This is a genomic window from Klebsiella sp. WP3-W18-ESBL-02 (assembly GCF_014168815.1).
In the GTDB taxonomy this organism is placed as follows: Bacteria; Pseudomonadota; Gammaproteobacteria; order Enterobacterales; family Enterobacteriaceae; genus Kluyvera; species Kluyvera ascorbata_B.
Map to the genome: position 1 here is coordinate 2,566,830 of NZ_AP021972.1, position 15,510 is coordinate 2,582,339.

The window sequence follows — 15,510 nt, forward strand, 5'->3', positions numbered from 1 at the left end:
GATGGTATGTATTATGATGTGAGGACAATATTTATCGAGTAGACGCCATAACGATGGACGAGCGCCCTTCTTTCTCAACCATACAGGCAAAACGGTGGTTTTCATCGCAGGATAATTCGATGAAAGAGCTGCCGCAGTCGGTGTACTTTCGTTCGTATGTGCTTGAAGCCAATAATCATGTTGCCAATCATAGCCACTCCTTCGCGCAGTTCCATTTTGCTCATACGGGCAGCATGCGAATTGATGTCGCGGGGAAATGCTGGGTGATACCTGCCCACTATGGGATCTGGATACCGCATAATACCGAACATGCGGTGTGGGCACTGGATGAAGTGCACCTGGAGAGTCTGGATATCGAGCCCGCGTTTTTACCGGTGCCGATCGATGACTGTAAAATGGTGGCCATCAGCGATTTTGTACGCGAGTTTATCCATTACGCTACCACAAATATACCAGAACGTTATGATATTAAAGGTAAAGATGGTCAGTTGGTCAGCGTCCTGCTGGACGTTATTTTGAAACTACCGGAAGTGGAGTTGATGCTACCGTGGCCACATAATGCGGCGCTGATAGAGGTCTGTCGGACTATACAGGAATCGCCTGCATTAGAGCATTCGATGGAATATTGGGCCGATCATTTAGGTATGTCGGCCCGTACCTTCTCGCGTCATTTTAAAAAAGAAACTGGCTTACCGTTTGGCGCCTGGAAACAAAAAATGCGCATTCTCGAGTCGGTAATGTTGCTGAAAAAAAATAAAAATGTGACCGCCGTTGCCCTTGATGTCGGCTATTCCAGCACGGCCGCATTTAGCTTTGCCTTTCGCCAGGCATTCGGTGTACCCCCATCGAGTTACTAATGGATTGGTTTACTACGGGGATTATATTTGTAGATAAACGCGCTCGACCTTCCGGTCATATGCTGCACTTCTTTAATGCTGTATCCCTGCTTCAGAAGCTGCTGAATTTTTAATTTATCGCGTTCAACATGCTGTTTTTTGTCGTTCCCTGCTGGCGCATCATGGGGTGATTTGATACGCAGATGTAAACTGCAGTTATCTATTTTCTCCGAAGCCAGTCGGCACTGAGCCTTGTCGGCATCAAAATGCGTTGAAATTTCTCGCCAAAGACGCAGAGCTCGACGGTAAAAGCCTTTCGTTTCGTTCAGTTGGGCAAGCACAATGAGTGCATTAATTTCGGCGGACATAATCAAAAACCCACGGATAAATGAATAATACGCGTATGCGCTGTGGCTCACTTCATTTGTATGATAAATACAAAATATCCCCACTGTCTATGCCTGTTTGGCTCTATTTCTATACTGAATATTCATACTTGCTATGCCTGAACGGCATCGTTGCGCACAACAGCGGCCATCAATTGGCCCAATACCATCGAAGATTGTCATTACGCCAGCGGCGCAACGCTGAGAATCCGACATACTGTGTTCATCTCCTCACACAACAGGACTCTCACTATGAACATTACCCAAATCCGCAACGCCACCCAGTTGATTCACTACGCGGGTAAACGCTTTCTGATTGACCCGATGCTGGCGGCCAAAGACACCTACCCGGGCTTTCCCGGCACGGCCCGCGCCGATATTCGTATCCCGATGGTGGAACTGCCTCTGCCGATCGGCGAGATTATCGACGTGGATGCGGTGATTGTGACGCATACTCATCTCGATCATTGGGATGACGCGGCCGCCGCTGCTCTTCCAGGGTCGATACCGATTTATGTGCAGAATGCCCATGATGAAGCGCTTCTGCGCGCTAAGGGCTTTAGCGAAGTGCGCCTCCTTTCAGCTGACAGTCATTTTGGCCACATCCGTTTGCTCAAAACCGACGGGCAGCATGGATCAGACGCCGCCTACGCGATACCTGAACTGGCAGAACGACTTGGCGAAGCCTGCGGCGTAGTATTTCAGCATCCGGAAGAAAAAACGCTCTATCTGGTTGGCGACACAATCTGGATCGACGCCATTGCTGAAAATATGCGCCACTATCAGCCGGAAGTGCTGGTGATGAATACCGGATGGGCACACGTGCTGGGATTTGGCCCGATTATTTTTGGCAATGAAGATCTGCTAAAAGCACATGCACTATTGCCGCAGGCGCAGATCGTTGCCACCCATATGGGGGCGATTAACCATTGTCTGGTGACGCGAGAAGCGCTGCTGGAATATGCTCGAGATAACCAGATAGAGGATTTCGTCTGTGCCCCAGCAGATGGTGACACTGTCACGTATTAAAGAGTGAGAACATAATGACCCCCACCTCCGTTGCGATTGTGGCCAGTGAAGGGTTCAGCACCTTTCATTTTTCGGTACCGCTAATTTTGTTTGGCGACAGCGCCAGCAGCGAAACGCATTTTCGCCGTATCATATGCGCTGAAACGCCTGGGATGGTCTGGTCTAAGGAAGGTACAGCGGTATTGGCCACGGCAGATTTTACCGCGCTGACACAAAGCGATATTGTCATCGTGCCCTTCTGGCGAGACGTGAACGAGAAACCGTCGACCGCATTGTTGGCCGCGTTGAAAACCGCACGTGCTAACGGTGCGACAGTGGTCGGTCTGTGCCTGGGAACATTTGTTCTGGCCTATGCCGGGTTACTCGACCACCGTCGAGCCGCGACGCATTGGGAATATGAGCCTGACTTTTCACGGCTTTTCCCTCAGGTAACGCTCGATGTCAACGTTCTGTATACCGACGACGATGGTCTGATTACCTCGGCTGGCACCGCCGCCGCGCTGGACTGCTGCCTGTATGTGATTCGTCAGCGTCTTGGTGCGAGCGTCGCAAACCAGATAGCCCGGCGTATGGTCACGCCGCCACACCGTGAAGGCGGCCAGGCCCAGTTTATTGAACCTACGGTACCACTGCGAACTGACGATACGCGGATTAACCAGCTTCTTCTTTTCCTGCAAAATAACCTCGGTCAGACACTTAACATCGACTCACTGGCCGAGCGAGCGGCGATGAGCCGCCGTACGCTAACCCGCCATTTTCAGAAAGCTACCGGTATGTCGATTGGTGAATGGATCACCGCTGAGCGGTTAAGACGGAGTCAGAGCCTGCTGGAGAGCAGCCAGCTTTCCATTGAGCAGGTCGCGGAGCGCGCAGGCTTTCAGTCATCTATTACGTTTCGCCAGACCTTTCGTGAAAGAATGGGCGTCAGCCCGGGGGAATGGCGTAAAACCTTTCGCGGATAACTTCGCTGAGGTTATCCACAGAAACGGTGCACAACCTTGTGGGTAATTAGCCTAAAAGCCGTTGATTAATGAGGCGTTCATGAAATGTACAGGGGCGCAGCGTGTCCTGCGCCCGTTTCAGTCGAGCGTACCGCTTACCAGCCAAGCGCGCGTACCAGCGACAGATCCCAGGCGGTAGCGAACAGTGAAATGAACAGAATGATGTTAACGGCAGTCTCGATTCGTTTTTCCATTTTGATTCTCCTTATGTCGGTGCAACCATTAAACAGGGAAAACCTTAATGATTTATTCTGCATCCTGGCTTTACAGCCTAACACAATAACGTACGTAATCATCTGCGGAGATGAATTCATCATAAAGCTTACGGGCAGGATTATGAATACGCGTATGCCAGTAGAAACGCGACCATTTCTGTTCTTTGGCTTCATTTAGCACGAAATGCATGAGTTGCCGGGCAATGCCCAGGCCACGAAATGACGGGTCCACGAACAGGTCTTCCAGATAACAGATGGGTTGGGTCACCCACGTGCCTTCGTGTAATACGCACAGGGCAAAACCGGTCACGCGCCCTTCTACCACCGCCACTCGGCCAAAAACAGGCGATTGCGGATTGAGCATTCGCTGCCACGTGTTTTCCGTGACATCGTCGGCCAGTGTCGCGCCATAAAAAGTGTTGTAACCCTGCCATAGCGCCAACCACTGCGCTTTATCTTCAGCCTGTATGGCACGAATGATTACGGTCACGCGTTCTTCCTCTTAGCTGAGCTGGTAATGCTTATCGACGGTAAGGCGCTCAGGTATCTGGGGTTCATCGTTCATTTGCAGCAGATCGATTTCGATAGCGTTGCAGATAGCATCCAACGGTAAGTCATTATTTTCCATACCGAAGGGTTCTTCAAGCTCTTCCGCCAGCGTATCCAGAGAAATAAAGGTGTACGAAATCAGCACCGAGACAAATGGCGTCATATAGTGTAAGTCAACAACCAGCGCGAACGGCAGCATGATGCAGAACAGGTACACGGTGCGATGTAAAATCAGGGAATAGGCAAAAGGCACCGGCGTATTGGCAATACGTTCACAGCCGGCCAGCACGATGGACATATCGTTGAGGCGAATGTTCAGACTATGGTACAGAATATCCGACAGTTGCCCTGCCCGACGCCTCTGAGCCAGCCACTCCCCCATAATCAGCAAAATACGATTTGCCGGCGACTGGGCGGTCATCACCTCATGAAGATGCGATTCGGAAAGATACTTCGCCAGCACCGCACGCGTAGGCTGGCGGCGTAGCGTCAGACGCAGACAGTGGGCAAACGCAATCTGCAGACCCACAAATTCATTCAGATGCGGATCGTCGTGCAGCGTGTTTTTTACCTCACGCAGCAAAGAGCGTGAGGCAATCATCAGTTGTCCCCAAAGCTGACGGGCTTCAACGTAGCGGGAATAACAGGCGTTATTGCGAAACCCCAGGAATATGGCAATGGCCACGCCGAGAATACTGAACGGGGCGACCGTCAGCTTCACCCCCAGCGAAGAATACCAGGGCAAAATCAGGATCACGACTATCGATAGCAGGAAGTTAAGCAGCAACCGCGAAAAGATTTTCGGCAGCACGGAACCGTGCCAGACAAAGATACGGGCCAGCCAGTGCTGGTGAGGACGAACGATCATTTTGATATCAATCAGGTTAATGAATTGTATATTAAACGTGATCTACGTCATGTATTCAAGCGGTACTGACGGTGAAATGCTATGCTAGCGAAGCCCTTTATGGGCTGTTAGGCGGTTTATGCTCGGTGTTTCAGTGGGATAGTAATAAAAGAAAATATGTATGTTGTAACTAATCTGCCTTGTTACGGCCATAGAAAACCCGGCCGAAGCCGGGCTTGATAAGCGTTGAACCGCCGTTAGCAGAGCGGTTGCACGGCTTTACGCATTCCCTGAGTCAGAATCGCGTCAAGATCGGTTGTCACCTGTTCGACCAATCCGGAAACCTGTGTAAGATCTTGTTCCCAATGTTCGCTCACGGAAAGTACCGCGCTGACCAGATCGCGGGTAGTAATCTGGTGGTCACGATGCTGCGCCCATAGCTGCTGATAACTCTCGATCCAGTGCGCGTCGTCTTGTACCGGATACGCTTCCCCGTTACGTTCCGCACGATAGAAAGCGATCAGCGCAGCCAGCGCAAAGGTCAAGCGTGCAGGCAGCTTACCGCTGGCCTTCTGCCCTGCCAGCAGCTGCGGCAAAATGCGGGTACGGAATTTTGTCATACCGTTCAGGGCAATAGACAACAGCTGATGCTTGATGTACGGGTTACGGAAACGACCGGTAACTGCGCTGGCAAAGGATTCCAGCTCGTCTTTCGGCAGATCCAGCACCGGAATAATTTCCTGATAAATCGCTTTTTCAACAAATGCACAGATTTCCGCATCATTCATGGCTTCACCCACGGTATCGATACCGGCCTGATAGGCCACCGGCACTAGCGCGGTATGTGCACCGTTCAGAATCGCGACTTTACGCTCTTTATACGGTTTAATATCGTCAACAATCAGTACGTTAAGTGCAAGCTTGTCGAGACACAGTTCGCTGGCGAGGGATTTTGGCCCCTGAATCACAAACAGATAGAAGTGCTCAGCGGTATCGAGGAAGCCGTCTTTGTAACCCAGCTCCGCTTCCAGTTTTGCCGCTTCATCACGCGGGTATCCGGTGACGATACGGTCCACCAGCGTAGAGCAGAAAGCGTTTGATTCATTCAGCCAAGTCATGAATTCAGCCGGCAGCGCCCACTCCTGCGCATAGCGAACCACCAGCTCGTGCAGCGCCTCACCGTTATAATCAATCAGTTCGCAAGGAATGATCACCCAGCCTTTATCGGCTGCGCCGTTGAAATGGCTGAAGCGTTCGAACAGCAGGCGCGTCAGTTTCGCCGGATAACTTACCGCCGGGGCGTCATCAAACTTGTCGCCCGCGTGATAGCTGATGCCCGCTTCGGTGGTATTGGAAAACACAAAACGCATGTCCGGGTTGTGAGCCAGCTTAAGGAATTCTGCGTAATCGTTATAAGCGCTGATTTCACGGTTCACCGAACGGATCAGGCGAGCATCGCTGACCGCCTCACCCTTTTCATTCAGACCACGAATAATTGTGGTGTACAGGCCGTCCTGAGTACTCAGAGAAGGCGGGAAGTCGCTGGCAATCGGGCGAACGATAACCACGCCTGAATTCAGGTCAGTGTGTTCGTTCAGCAGGTCAATCTGCCAGTCGACAAACGCGCGCAGGAAGTTTCCTTCGCCAAACTGGATAATACGTTCAGGGTATTGGGCACCGGGGAAATCATGGCGGTTCAGTGTTTTCACAATGGGTTCCTTTCTGGATTAGTCATACAACCTGCTCAATTGGTCTAATAACTTATCAGATTTTCCGCTTATGAAACCCTGTTTTGATCAAAAGTGAGAGAATAAATAGCGAGTCTATAAAAATTTGTAAAAAATCGACGTCGCCGTCAACGCACCGTCCGGCATACAGGCATAGCGCGGAATTTCCCCCACCTTTTGCCAGCCGCAGCGCTGATAGAAACTTTCCGCCCCGCTACCGGTCGCCGTATCCAGCACCAGCACGCTTTTATGCCTGTCAACGGCGACCGCTTCCAGGCGCTGCATTAGCGCACGGGCAATCCCCCCGCGGCGAGCACGTTCATGCACTAACAGTTTCGCGACGTCGGCACGGTGCGGCTGGTTTTCCGGCTGGTCAACAATCAGCTGCACGGTCCCAACGATATGCTGGTCGACATCTTTAGCGACCAGCACGACACGCTCATCTCGCGCCACGCTACCGGCAGTCCGCTGCCAGAACTGCTGTGCGGTTTCCGGGCTGAACGGCAGCATAAAGCTGACGGATGCGCCGCCGTTAACGCAGTTTGTCAGCACACCGGACAACGCATCAAGATGTGAAAGGATATCGGATTCAGAAAAGATATGAAGCGAGTACGTTGAATTCATGGCGATCTCCGGAAAAGGGGTACCACCGATTTTACGTTAACAAGTTGACAACACAACAGAAACCGCCATCGCATTTTCTTATCGGTATTAATGGGCAAAAATCTGGTTCTTACCGCGCCGTTTGGCCTCATACAGCGCATTGTCCGCCGCCTGCAACCAGTCCGAAACTTCAAGCATCTCCGGTAGCGCTTCGGCAATACCGATACTGAGCGTCAATGTTTGAGAGTGGTCCGGACGTTCGGTGACCAGCGATGTAGCATCCATAATCCGCTGAGCTATCGACCGCCCTTCTTCCAGCGACGTATCGGGCAGCAGGATAACAAACTCGTCGCCGCCTAAACGCGCGGGCGTATCGGTAGCACGCGTCGCCATCTGCAAAATTTGTGAGACGGTTTTAAGCATGACGTCGCCCACTTTATGCCCATAGCGATCGTTGATCTCTTTAAAGTTATCCAGATCGATAAACATCAGCAGCGAGTGGCCACAGTGCTGTTGCAGGCGCACCAGTTCCCACGCAATACGCTGTTCCAGAAGGCGGCGGTTGGCGATATCCAGCAGCGGATCGAGCATCGCAATACGCTCCAGTTCCTGACTCTTCAGCCGCAGCCTGACGGCAATACCATCAGTCAGCAGGCTCAAGGCAAGTACATATAAGGAAATCAGCGGCAGCGTCGCCAGCATAGTGCGTTGAGAAACATAGCCAATAAAAGGCATGCCGGTCAGAACCCAGCTAAGGGCGAAGCAGGAAACCAGCATGAATGCCGCTTTACGCATCAGCGTCACCCCACCGGCGGAAAGCCTGTCGGTGAGCAGAATGGTCGCTATCGTTACCGAGGGTAGCGGGTTCAGTGACATCATGGCTATCCAGAAGCCACCGACGCCAGCATCCAGCAGCAAATTTTGCTGCTCCACCAAACGCGGTATCGGCGCACGTATCGCGCGCAGATAGGCAACCGTCGGCCAGATAAAGGCATTAATGGCCAGCAAGACCTGAAGATAAACCGGCCGGTGATGCTCAGACAGGACGGAAAGAATCGGCAGAAAACACAGGAAAGTGCCGAGCATCCGCATCAGATACATCCGTCTGACAAACCGGGCTCCCGCCACCTCACTATTCGTAATAAGTTTGTCAAAACTATTCATAACGCAATTTATTCCGATACGACGCCCGGCTCATCTTATTAAGAGCCGGAACGCCGATCAAGCTATCAAAATCGATAGCTATTCAGAATAATCTTAGACGTGCTACCGATCCTGACGATTCATCTGAATCACCAGCCAATGGTGAATAACACTGACAATATAGCGCTGCGCCTCATCGCTGAGGACCTGACCTTGCGGAATATGGTGCCACTTTGCCAGACAGCCGCGGCAGCAGGTCGCCGTGGCATGCTGGGCGATAAACACCGGATGACCGCGCATTGGCGTCTGCTTACCGTCGTTGATCGGCTGTGCAGGTGCTAAGCGGTTGGCGATAAAATCTGCCGCGTGGCTATCAATCACCTCCGGCCCTTTATCAATACAATACTGCCGTTCTTTCACCCCAAGGCGAAAACGGCTGCGAAACGTTGAGCGCTGCAGCCGGGCAAATAAGCTATCAAGCGTGTCCATCAGTAAACTGAACGTCCTATCTGCTGAGTGAGTTTTTCCAGGGCAGCAACGCCCGCCAGCGAGTTGCCCGCTTCATCCAGCTCCGGGCTCCAGACGGCAATCGCCATTTCGTGCGGCACGATGGCGACCACCCCGCCGCCGACGCCGGATTTTGCCGGCAATCCCACCCGCCAGGCAAATTCGCCGGCATTCTGATACATGCCGCTGGTCGCCATCAGCGCATTAACCTGACGCGTCTGCATCGGCGTGATCACCGGCGCGTCAAGGTGCAGCGCCTGCCCCTGATTCGCCAGAAACAAAAACGTCTTCGCCAGCTCCACGCAGTTCATTTCCAGGGCGCAGTAGTGGAAATAGTTCTGCAATACCGTCGTGACATCCTGGTGGAAGTTACCGAACGATTTCATCAGCCAGGCAATGGCCGCATTGCGCGCAGAATGTTCAAACTCAGAGCGCGCCACCTGTGCGTTATAACCAATACTGGATACGCCGCTCAGCTTACGCACAATTTCCAGCATCCGCTGACGCGGGGCGCTAAGACGCCCTTGTAACATGTCGCAGACCACCAGCGCCCCGGCGTTAATAAACGGGTTGCGCGGGATCCCCTGTTCTATTTCCAGCTGTAATAGGGAATTAAACGGCTGCCCGGACGGATCTTTACCAACGCGGGACCAGATCTCCTCAGCCTGATAGTGATTCATCGCCACCACCAGACTCAGGACTTTAGAAATTGACTGGATAGAGAATCGCTCGTTCGCATCACCGGCGCTAAAGTGCTGCCCGTCAACGGTGCTGATGGCGATCCCCAGTTTTTTGCCGCTGACGCAGGCCAGCGCCGGAATGTAGTCCGCCACCTTCCCCTGTCCAATCAGCGGCCTGACGTCGTCGAGGACAGACGCCAGCATGGCATTATTGATAACCGTAGCCACTCACACTCCTTGCCCACAGGCTATTTTCGGCCTGGAAGTATAACAGAGCGAAATGGCTACGTCGTTTCGCTTATCGGCGATCTTTCCATACCGTCTGAACGTTACAGAATTCACGCAGGCCAAAATGCGACAGCTCGCGGCCAAAGCCGCTCTTTTTCACGCCGCCGAACGCCACTCGGGCATCGCTCGCGCTATAGCCATTAATAAATACGCCACCGCACTCCAGCTCATCAGCAAAACGCTGCGCCTGCGCCGTATCGGCAGTAAAGACGGTAGCGGAGAGCCCAAACTCACTGTCGTTGGCTAACGCCAGCGCATGATCGGCGTCGCGAGCAACGGTGATCGCAGCGACCGGGCCAAACATTTCCTGTCGGAAGGCGGTCATCGTCGGCGTTACGTTGGCAAGCACGGTTGCCGGGTAGAAGTTACCTTCCCCGCCGCACTTCTCCCCCCCCAACAGCAGGCTAGCCCCTTCTTTGACGGTGGCCATCACCTGACTGTGAAGCTCATCGCGCAAATCAAAACGGGCCATCGGTCCAAGATAGTTGTCTTCCTCACGCGGATCGCCCATTTTCAACTGCGCGGCGGCATCGACAAACTTCCGGGTGAAGGTATCGGCAATACCCGCTTCGACAATAAATCGTTTCGCCGCGGCGCACACCTGCCCGGTATTCTGATAGCGCCCCGTTACCGCCGCCTGTACCGCCAGGTCGATATCGGCATCATTCAACACGATAAACGGATCGGAGCCGCCAAGCTCCAGCACGCATTTCTTCAGCGCCGCACCGGCCTGAGCGCCTATTGCTTTACCCGCACGAACGCTACCGGTGACCGTGACCGCCGCAATGCGCGGATCGTTTATGATCTGCGTGACGCCATCGTTAGTGGCATTCACCCAATTAAAAACGCCAGCGGGTACGCCTGCCTGGGTGATAATCTCACCAATCAGCGCCGCGCAGCCCATCACGTTCGGCGCATGTTTTAATAAATAGCTATTCCCCGCCAGCATAATCGGCACCGCACCGCGCAGCACCTGCCACAGCGGAAAGTTCCACGGCATCACCGCCACCACCGGTCCCAGCGGACGGTACTCAATCACCGCCTGATGATTTTCAACCAGGGTCGCTTCGGTGGCGAGCATGGCCGGGCCGTGTTCAGCATACCAGTCGCACAGGTGGGCTGATTTCGCCACTTCGCCACGCGCCTGTTTAATAGGTTTTCCCATCTCGCGGGTAATACATTGCGCCATCTCTTCGGCACGCTCGCGCAGCACGCGGCCAATCGAACGCAGCGCATCGGCACGCTGCGCAACGGAGGTCTTACGCCATTGACGGAAAGCCGTCTCCGCCAGCGTCACCGCCCGATCCACGTCAGCAGAGGACGCCCACGGCAGCGCGGAAATCGTTTCGCCATTCATCGGGTTCACGGAGACGGCATGAGTTGCAGGTGAAGTCATCTTTTTCTCTCTGATTGATTGCGTTGTGGTCACATACTCACCTATTCTTCCGTTTATGAAAACTGAATAATATTAACCACCCCATTCACGATACGAGAATACGCATGGATTTAACTCAGTTGGAAATGTTTAACGCTGTCGCCCAAAGCGGCAGTATCACGCAGGCCGCAAAGAAAGTTCACCGCGTACCGTCCAACCTGACGACCCGTATTCGCCAACTGGAGGCCGATCTTGGCGTTGAGCTGTTTATCCGGGAAAATCAGCGCCTGCGTCTGTCGCCCGCGGGACACAGTTTCCTTCGTTACAGTCAGCAAATTCTCGCCCTGGTCGATGAAGCACGCATGGTGGTCGCCGGTGACGAACCGCAGGGGTTATTTGCACTCGGCGCGCTGGAAAGTACCGCAGCGGTGCGCATCCCACAGACGCTGGCCCGCTATAATCAACGCTATCCGCGAATCCAGTTCGATCTCGCTACCGGCCCATCCGGTACGATGACCGATGGCGTACTGGAAGGCACCCTGAGCGCGGCCTTTATTGATGGACCGGTGATGCACCCCGGCCTTGATGGCATGCCGGTCTATCAGGAAGAGATGATGATTGTCGCCGCCCACGGTCATCCTCCCATTACCCGCGCTAGCGACGTCAACGGCGCCAGCATTTATGCGTTTCGCGCCAACTGTTCTTATCGTCGGCATTTTGAAAGCTGGTTTCACGCCGATCGAGCCACGCCCGGGCGTATTCATGAGATGGAGTCCTATCACGGTATGCTGGCCTGCGTTATCGCTGGCGCCGGGCTGGCGCTGATGCCGCGCAGTATGCTGGAAAGTATGCCCGGTCATCATCAGGTCAGCGCCTGGCCGCTGGCGGAGAAATGGCGCTGGTTAACCACCTGGCTGGTGTGGCGACGCGGCGCGATGAGCCGCCAGCTGGAAGCGTTTATTGCGTTGCTGGATGAGCCTCAGACGCCAGCGGTTTCATCATAAATACGCTGAGCGGGTCCGGCGAGTACGGTGCAAAGGCTTCGCAGCTGCGATAGCCGCATCGCGTGTACAGGCGAATTGCCGCGTGCTGATGAATTCCGGTTTCCAGGCGCAACAGAGTGCAGCCACGCTGCACCGCCACCGTTTCAAGCTCCACCAGCAGCCGCTCGCCCAGTTGCTTACCCCGGTGCGTCGGCTCGATAAACACCCGCTTCATTTCACCATGGCCGTCTTCCCCCATCACCACGGCACCGCAGCCGATTGCCTTCTCGCCATGACGAATGAGCAGAATGATCACCTGTTCGGCAGGTAGCATCGACAAGTCCAGAAGATGATTACTTTCTGCTGGATAAAGCATGGACTGATATTGGTCTAGCGCAGCAATCAGGCGCACTACGGCGGGTTCAGCGGGAGATGTAAGCATGAAAGCGTACATAGCAGGCTCCTGTTTGTGATTATCTTGCCACTCTACCATTCCCTCTCGCCGCCGCTCATAGCATTAACTTATATTGTCCGCAGACACTTGCGCTAACCGCTTGTTAACGAGTAGCTTTATTCCCGTCGTTTGGCCATACAATGGAAGATTCATGAATACGAAAGCCCGTAAAGTGATGATCATCGGCGCCGGCAACGTTGGCGCATCCGCAGCCTATGCGCTGCTGAATCAGAATATTTGCGAAGAACTGATCCTGGTCGATCTCAATAAAACCCGCGCCGAGGCCCACGCGCAGGATCTCAGCGACGCGGCCGCTTATATGCCCGGCATGATGACGATTTCCTGCCGCGACGCCAGCGACTGCGCCGATGTGGATATCGCCGTCATTACCGTTTCCGGCGGTGCGCTGAAACCCGGCCAGACACGGCTGGATGAATTAAAAAGCACGGCCAAAATCGTCCACAGTATTGTGCCGCAGATGATGGCCGGCGGATTTAACGGTATTTTTTTGATTGCTACGAACCCGTGCGACATCATTACGTGGCAGGTATGGCAGCTTTCCGGTCTGCCACGCAGCCAGGTGATCGGCACCGGCGTCTGGCTCGATACTACCCGCCTGCGCCGCAAGCTGGCGCAGGATCTGGATATTGGCGCACAGAGTATTGATGCCTTTATTCTCGGCGAGCATGGCGATAGCCAGTTCCCGGTATGGTCGCACTCCTCGGTGTACGGCTCTCCGATTGGCCAGGTTTATCAACGTGGTACCGGCCGCGAGCTCGATCGTCAGGCAATGGCCGATAGCGTGCGCAAGCTGGGGTTCGAAATCTATGCGGGTAAAGGCTGCACCGAATACGGCATCGCTGGCACCATTGCCGAAATCTGCCGCAACGTCTTTACCGGCAGCCACCGCGCGCTGGCTATTTCCTGCATTCTTGACGGTGAATATGGCGTGAACGGCGTGGCCATTGGCGTGCCGGCGGTTCTGGCGCAAAGCGGCGTTCAGCAGGTCATTGAGCTACAGTTGGCGGCGGACGAACGAGAGAAATTCGCCCGCTCGGTCGAGGTGATTAAGGCAAATATCGCCTTGCTGCCGTAGCCGTGTCAATTCTCTGACCCGGTCAAGAGGCCGGGTTAATCCAGCCGCACCTTACCCTGCAAATAGGTTCGCGCCTTTCCCCCCATCAGCACGCGGTCGCCTGCCCACTCACAGCGAATATCGCCGCCCCGCGTCGACACCTGCCGCGCCAGCATCTGCGTTTTACCGAGCTTCTCCCCCCAATACGGGATCAGCATGGTATGCGCCGAGCCGGTAACCGGGTCTTCCCATACCGCCTCGCCGGGTGAAAAGAAGCGGCTGACAAAATCATATTCGCCCTCACCGACGGCCGTTACCGACACCTTATGTTCGCCGGGGGTCATCGCGCCGATATCCGGCTGAAGCGCCTCTACCTGCTCGCGGTTATCCAGTTCAATCACCCACGCGCGCCCGCTGTAAGGTGACAGTTATGTAGTGAACATCGGAACGAATCCGGGAACAGGTGAAAGAAAGCGGGATCTGGTGGGACAAACTCAGGCAGATTAAGGCTTGGCGGCAATATGCTCGCTCGCGTGCTAAGACGGATTGTTCATTGTTAAAATTAGATCACCGCCGAGCGCTTGCATACTTCTGACACATAAAAATGTAACGTTAATGCGCTTTGTTTAATGGATTCATACAGCGTTTAAATATCTTTAACTGTGTAACTTGCTTTGTGGCACTTTGACGCTTTTTGTAATCAGTTGGTACTGCTTTGATCGAGTTAAAGCACAGCTTGATTAGAGTCAATTCTCACAATCCTAAAGGCCAGTTAAGTTGTTCTGATGAACACTTTAACCGGCCTTTTTGCTATCACCCAAAGGGCCTGGTGAGGCTACATCTGCACCAACCGCAGATGACCCTTTTTTGACTGTGGACTCAAGAAAAGTAAGCAGGCGTTCCTTCTCATAATCAGAGCATTGTATGAGCTGGAGGTTTCTCTCATCTTTCAGTTTTAAAACAGTATCGACCCCTTTTCGGGCAATCAACTCAAACAATGATTTTATCTCGTGTTCATTGAGGATGCTTAAAATGGAAACGAGGGTTGTTTCATAGCTCACGTGAACCAAAGTATTGCGGGATTCCTTATGTTTATCCTTCTTGGGTTCGACAGCGATGACAGCGTCATCAATCCAGCGTTCCAGCATAGCGTCATTCTCGTCTGGGCTCTGCCCAAGAAGCCATCCAATAGTCACGCCTTCGATACTTGCTATTTTACGTACTACCTCGATTCTTGGTGATGATTCAGGTCTGGCGTAATAGTTCTTGAGTGTACTGAAATTGATATCCCAATCTTTCGCCGCTCTGTACAAAGAACGACCTTTCAGTAGTAGGTTCAACCTTTCACAAAAGGGTTCTTTTTGATTGCTCTCAAAAGAACCTTTCGTATTATCATTTTTCATCTTAATGAATCCCTTGTATCTTGTTGATATTAATGTCTTTTATTTAAAATCTGATTTGGGACTCAAAAACACCTTGCAAACATCTCTTTCGAGTCCTAATCTTTATCCATACGGATACCCGCGCAGTTATCCGCGCGGATAACTTTTTAGGATAGATGAATCATGAACCGAAATGAAGATCTGACTGATTGGCACCCTGAGACGATTAAGGCGGAAATCCACAAGCGTGGTTTATCTTTCCGCTCTTTATCGGTTCAGGCGGGCTACCAAAAAGACTCTTTAAAGAGTGTATTGCGCACACCATGCCGCCCGTATCAGCAGATTGTTGCTGATGCTCTTGGTGTTTCTCCTGAAACCATCTGGCCGAGCCGCTATGCCGCTCATAGCTACATGAATAAGGCGGTCTGAT

At 53.1% G+C, this 15,510-nt stretch carries 17 protein-coding genes and 1 pseudogene; 6 read left to right on the forward strand and 12 right to left on the reverse strand.

The window, feature by feature from the left end; genetic code table 11:
- Window positions 1-119 precede the first annotated feature (119 nt).
- Window positions 120-857, forward strand: coding sequence for a helix-turn-helix domain-containing protein (locus H7R56_RS12265; protein ID WP_223878973.1), 738 nt, complete (start codon window positions 120-122; stop codon window positions 855-857).
- Here H7R56_RS12265 and H7R56_RS12270 read toward each other — a convergent pair.
- On the reverse strand, window positions 854-1,204 hold the full coding sequence (locus H7R56_RS12270; RefSeq protein ID WP_106930651.1) for a PerC family transcriptional regulator: 351 nt from the start codon (window positions 1,202-1,204) through the stop codon (window positions 854-856). The two genes, H7R56_RS12265 and H7R56_RS12270, sit on opposite strands and share 4 nt — an antisense overlap.
- A 270-nt stretch (window positions 1,205-1,474) precedes the next feature.
- On the opposite strand from H7R56_RS12270, the gene H7R56_RS12275 reads away from it, so the two are divergent.
- Together H7R56_RS12275 and H7R56_RS12280 are read left to right on the forward strand one after the other, a co-directional pair.
- Window positions 1,475-2,251, forward strand: coding sequence for an MBL fold metallo-hydrolase (locus tag H7R56_RS12275; protein ID WP_106930650.1), 777 nt, complete (start codon window positions 1,475-1,477; stop codon window positions 2,249-2,251).
- A 14-nt stretch (window positions 2,252-2,265) separates the two neighbouring features.
- On the forward strand, window positions 2,266-3,213 hold the full coding sequence (locus H7R56_RS12280) for a GlxA family transcriptional regulator (RefSeq protein WP_106930648.1): 948 nt from the start codon (window positions 2,266-2,268) through the stop codon (window positions 3,211-3,213).
- Between the two features lie 303 nt (window positions 3,214-3,516).
- Here the strand turns inward: H7R56_RS12280 and H7R56_RS12285 are convergent, their stop codons facing one another.
- From H7R56_RS12285 to sad, 8 genes are all read right to left on the reverse strand, one after another.
- Complete coding sequence (locus tag H7R56_RS12285; RefSeq protein ID WP_106930644.1) at window positions 3,517-3,957, reverse strand: GNAT family N-acetyltransferase; 441 nt, start codon at window positions 3,955-3,957, stop codon at window positions 3,517-3,519.
- Between the two features lie 12 nt (window positions 3,958-3,969).
- Entirely contained in the window at window positions 3,970-4,884 is a 915-nt protein-coding gene (locus H7R56_RS12290; RefSeq protein ID WP_106930642.1) for a bestrophin family protein, read from the reverse strand.
- A 236-nt stretch (window positions 4,885-5,120) separates the two neighbouring features.
- Entirely contained in the window at window positions 5,121-6,572 is a 1,452-nt protein-coding gene (locus H7R56_RS12295) for a tagaturonate reductase (protein WP_106930640.1), read from the reverse strand.
- 114 nt (window positions 6,573-6,686) lie between these two features.
- Window positions 6,687-7,214 carry a GNAT family N-acetyltransferase gene (locus H7R56_RS12300; RefSeq protein ID WP_106930638.1) on the reverse strand — a complete coding sequence of 176 codons (528 nt, stop codon included), beginning with the start codon at window positions 7,212-7,214 and terminating at the stop codon, window positions 6,687-6,689.
- An 87-nt stretch (window positions 7,215-7,301) separates the two neighbouring features.
- Window positions 7,302-8,294: a sensor domain-containing diguanylate cyclase gene (locus H7R56_RS12305; RefSeq protein ID WP_106930636.1), complete on the reverse strand. Its 993-nt coding sequence runs from the start codon at window positions 8,292-8,294 to the stop codon at window positions 7,302-7,304.
- Between the two features lie 165 nt (window positions 8,295-8,459).
- Window positions 8,460-8,825, reverse strand: a complete 366-nt coding sequence (locus H7R56_RS12310) for a DUF4186 domain-containing protein (RefSeq protein WP_106930634.1) — start codon at window positions 8,823-8,825, stop codon at window positions 8,460-8,462.
- Window positions 8,825-9,751, reverse strand: coding sequence for a glutaminase B (gene glsB / locus H7R56_RS12315; RefSeq protein WP_106930632.1), 927 nt, complete (start codon window positions 9,749-9,751; stop codon window positions 8,825-8,827). Before glsB ends, H7R56_RS12310 begins: the two co-directional genes overlap by 1 nt.
- Before the next feature lie 70 nt (window positions 9,752-9,821).
- A complete protein-coding gene (gene sad / locus H7R56_RS12320) occupies window positions 9,822-11,207 on the reverse strand; it encodes a succinate-semialdehyde dehydrogenase (protein ID WP_106930630.1) in 1,386 nt (461 codons plus the stop codon).
- A 104-nt stretch (window positions 11,208-11,311) separates the two neighbouring features.
- Here sad and ptrR point away from each other — a divergent pair, with 104 nt between their 5' ends.
- Window positions 11,312-12,190, forward strand: coding sequence for a putrescine utilization regulator PtrR (gene ptrR, locus H7R56_RS12325; RefSeq protein WP_106930628.1), 879 nt, complete (start codon window positions 11,312-11,314; stop codon window positions 12,188-12,190).
- On the opposite strand, the gene H7R56_RS12330 is transcribed toward ptrR, so the two are convergent.
- On the reverse strand, window positions 12,144-12,623 hold the full coding sequence (locus tag H7R56_RS12330) for a GNAT family N-acetyltransferase (protein ID WP_106930626.1): 480 nt from the start codon (window positions 12,621-12,623) through the stop codon (window positions 12,144-12,146). The genes ptrR and H7R56_RS12330 overlap by 47 nt on opposite strands.
- 151 nt (window positions 12,624-12,774) lie before the next feature.
- Between H7R56_RS12330 and H7R56_RS12335 the strand changes: the two genes are divergently transcribed.
- A complete protein-coding gene (locus H7R56_RS12335; protein ID WP_106930624.1) occupies window positions 12,775-13,719 on the forward strand; it encodes an L-lactate dehydrogenase in 945 nt (314 codons plus the stop codon).
- 35 nt (window positions 13,720-13,754) lie between these two features.
- Here H7R56_RS12335 and H7R56_RS12340 read toward each other — a convergent pair.
- A pseudogene (locus H7R56_RS12340) lies at window positions 13,755-14,111 on the reverse strand (PhzF family phenazine biosynthesis protein); the annotation flags it as partial.
- Window positions 14,112-14,492: 381 nt separating this feature from the next.
- The gene (locus tag H7R56_RS12345) at window positions 14,493-15,101 is read right to left on the reverse strand and encodes a hypothetical protein (protein WP_182928247.1); all 609 of its coding nucleotides are present in this window, start codon (window positions 15,099-15,101) and stop codon (window positions 14,493-14,495) included.
- A 162-nt stretch (window positions 15,102-15,263) separates the two neighbouring features.
- Here H7R56_RS12345 and H7R56_RS12350 point away from each other — a divergent pair, with 162 nt between their 5' ends.
- Window positions 15,264-15,509: a helix-turn-helix domain-containing protein gene (locus H7R56_RS12350; RefSeq protein WP_163180918.1), complete on the forward strand. Its 246-nt coding sequence runs from the start codon at window positions 15,264-15,266 to the stop codon at window positions 15,507-15,509.
- The last annotated feature ends 1 nt before the right edge of the window (window position 15,510 follow it).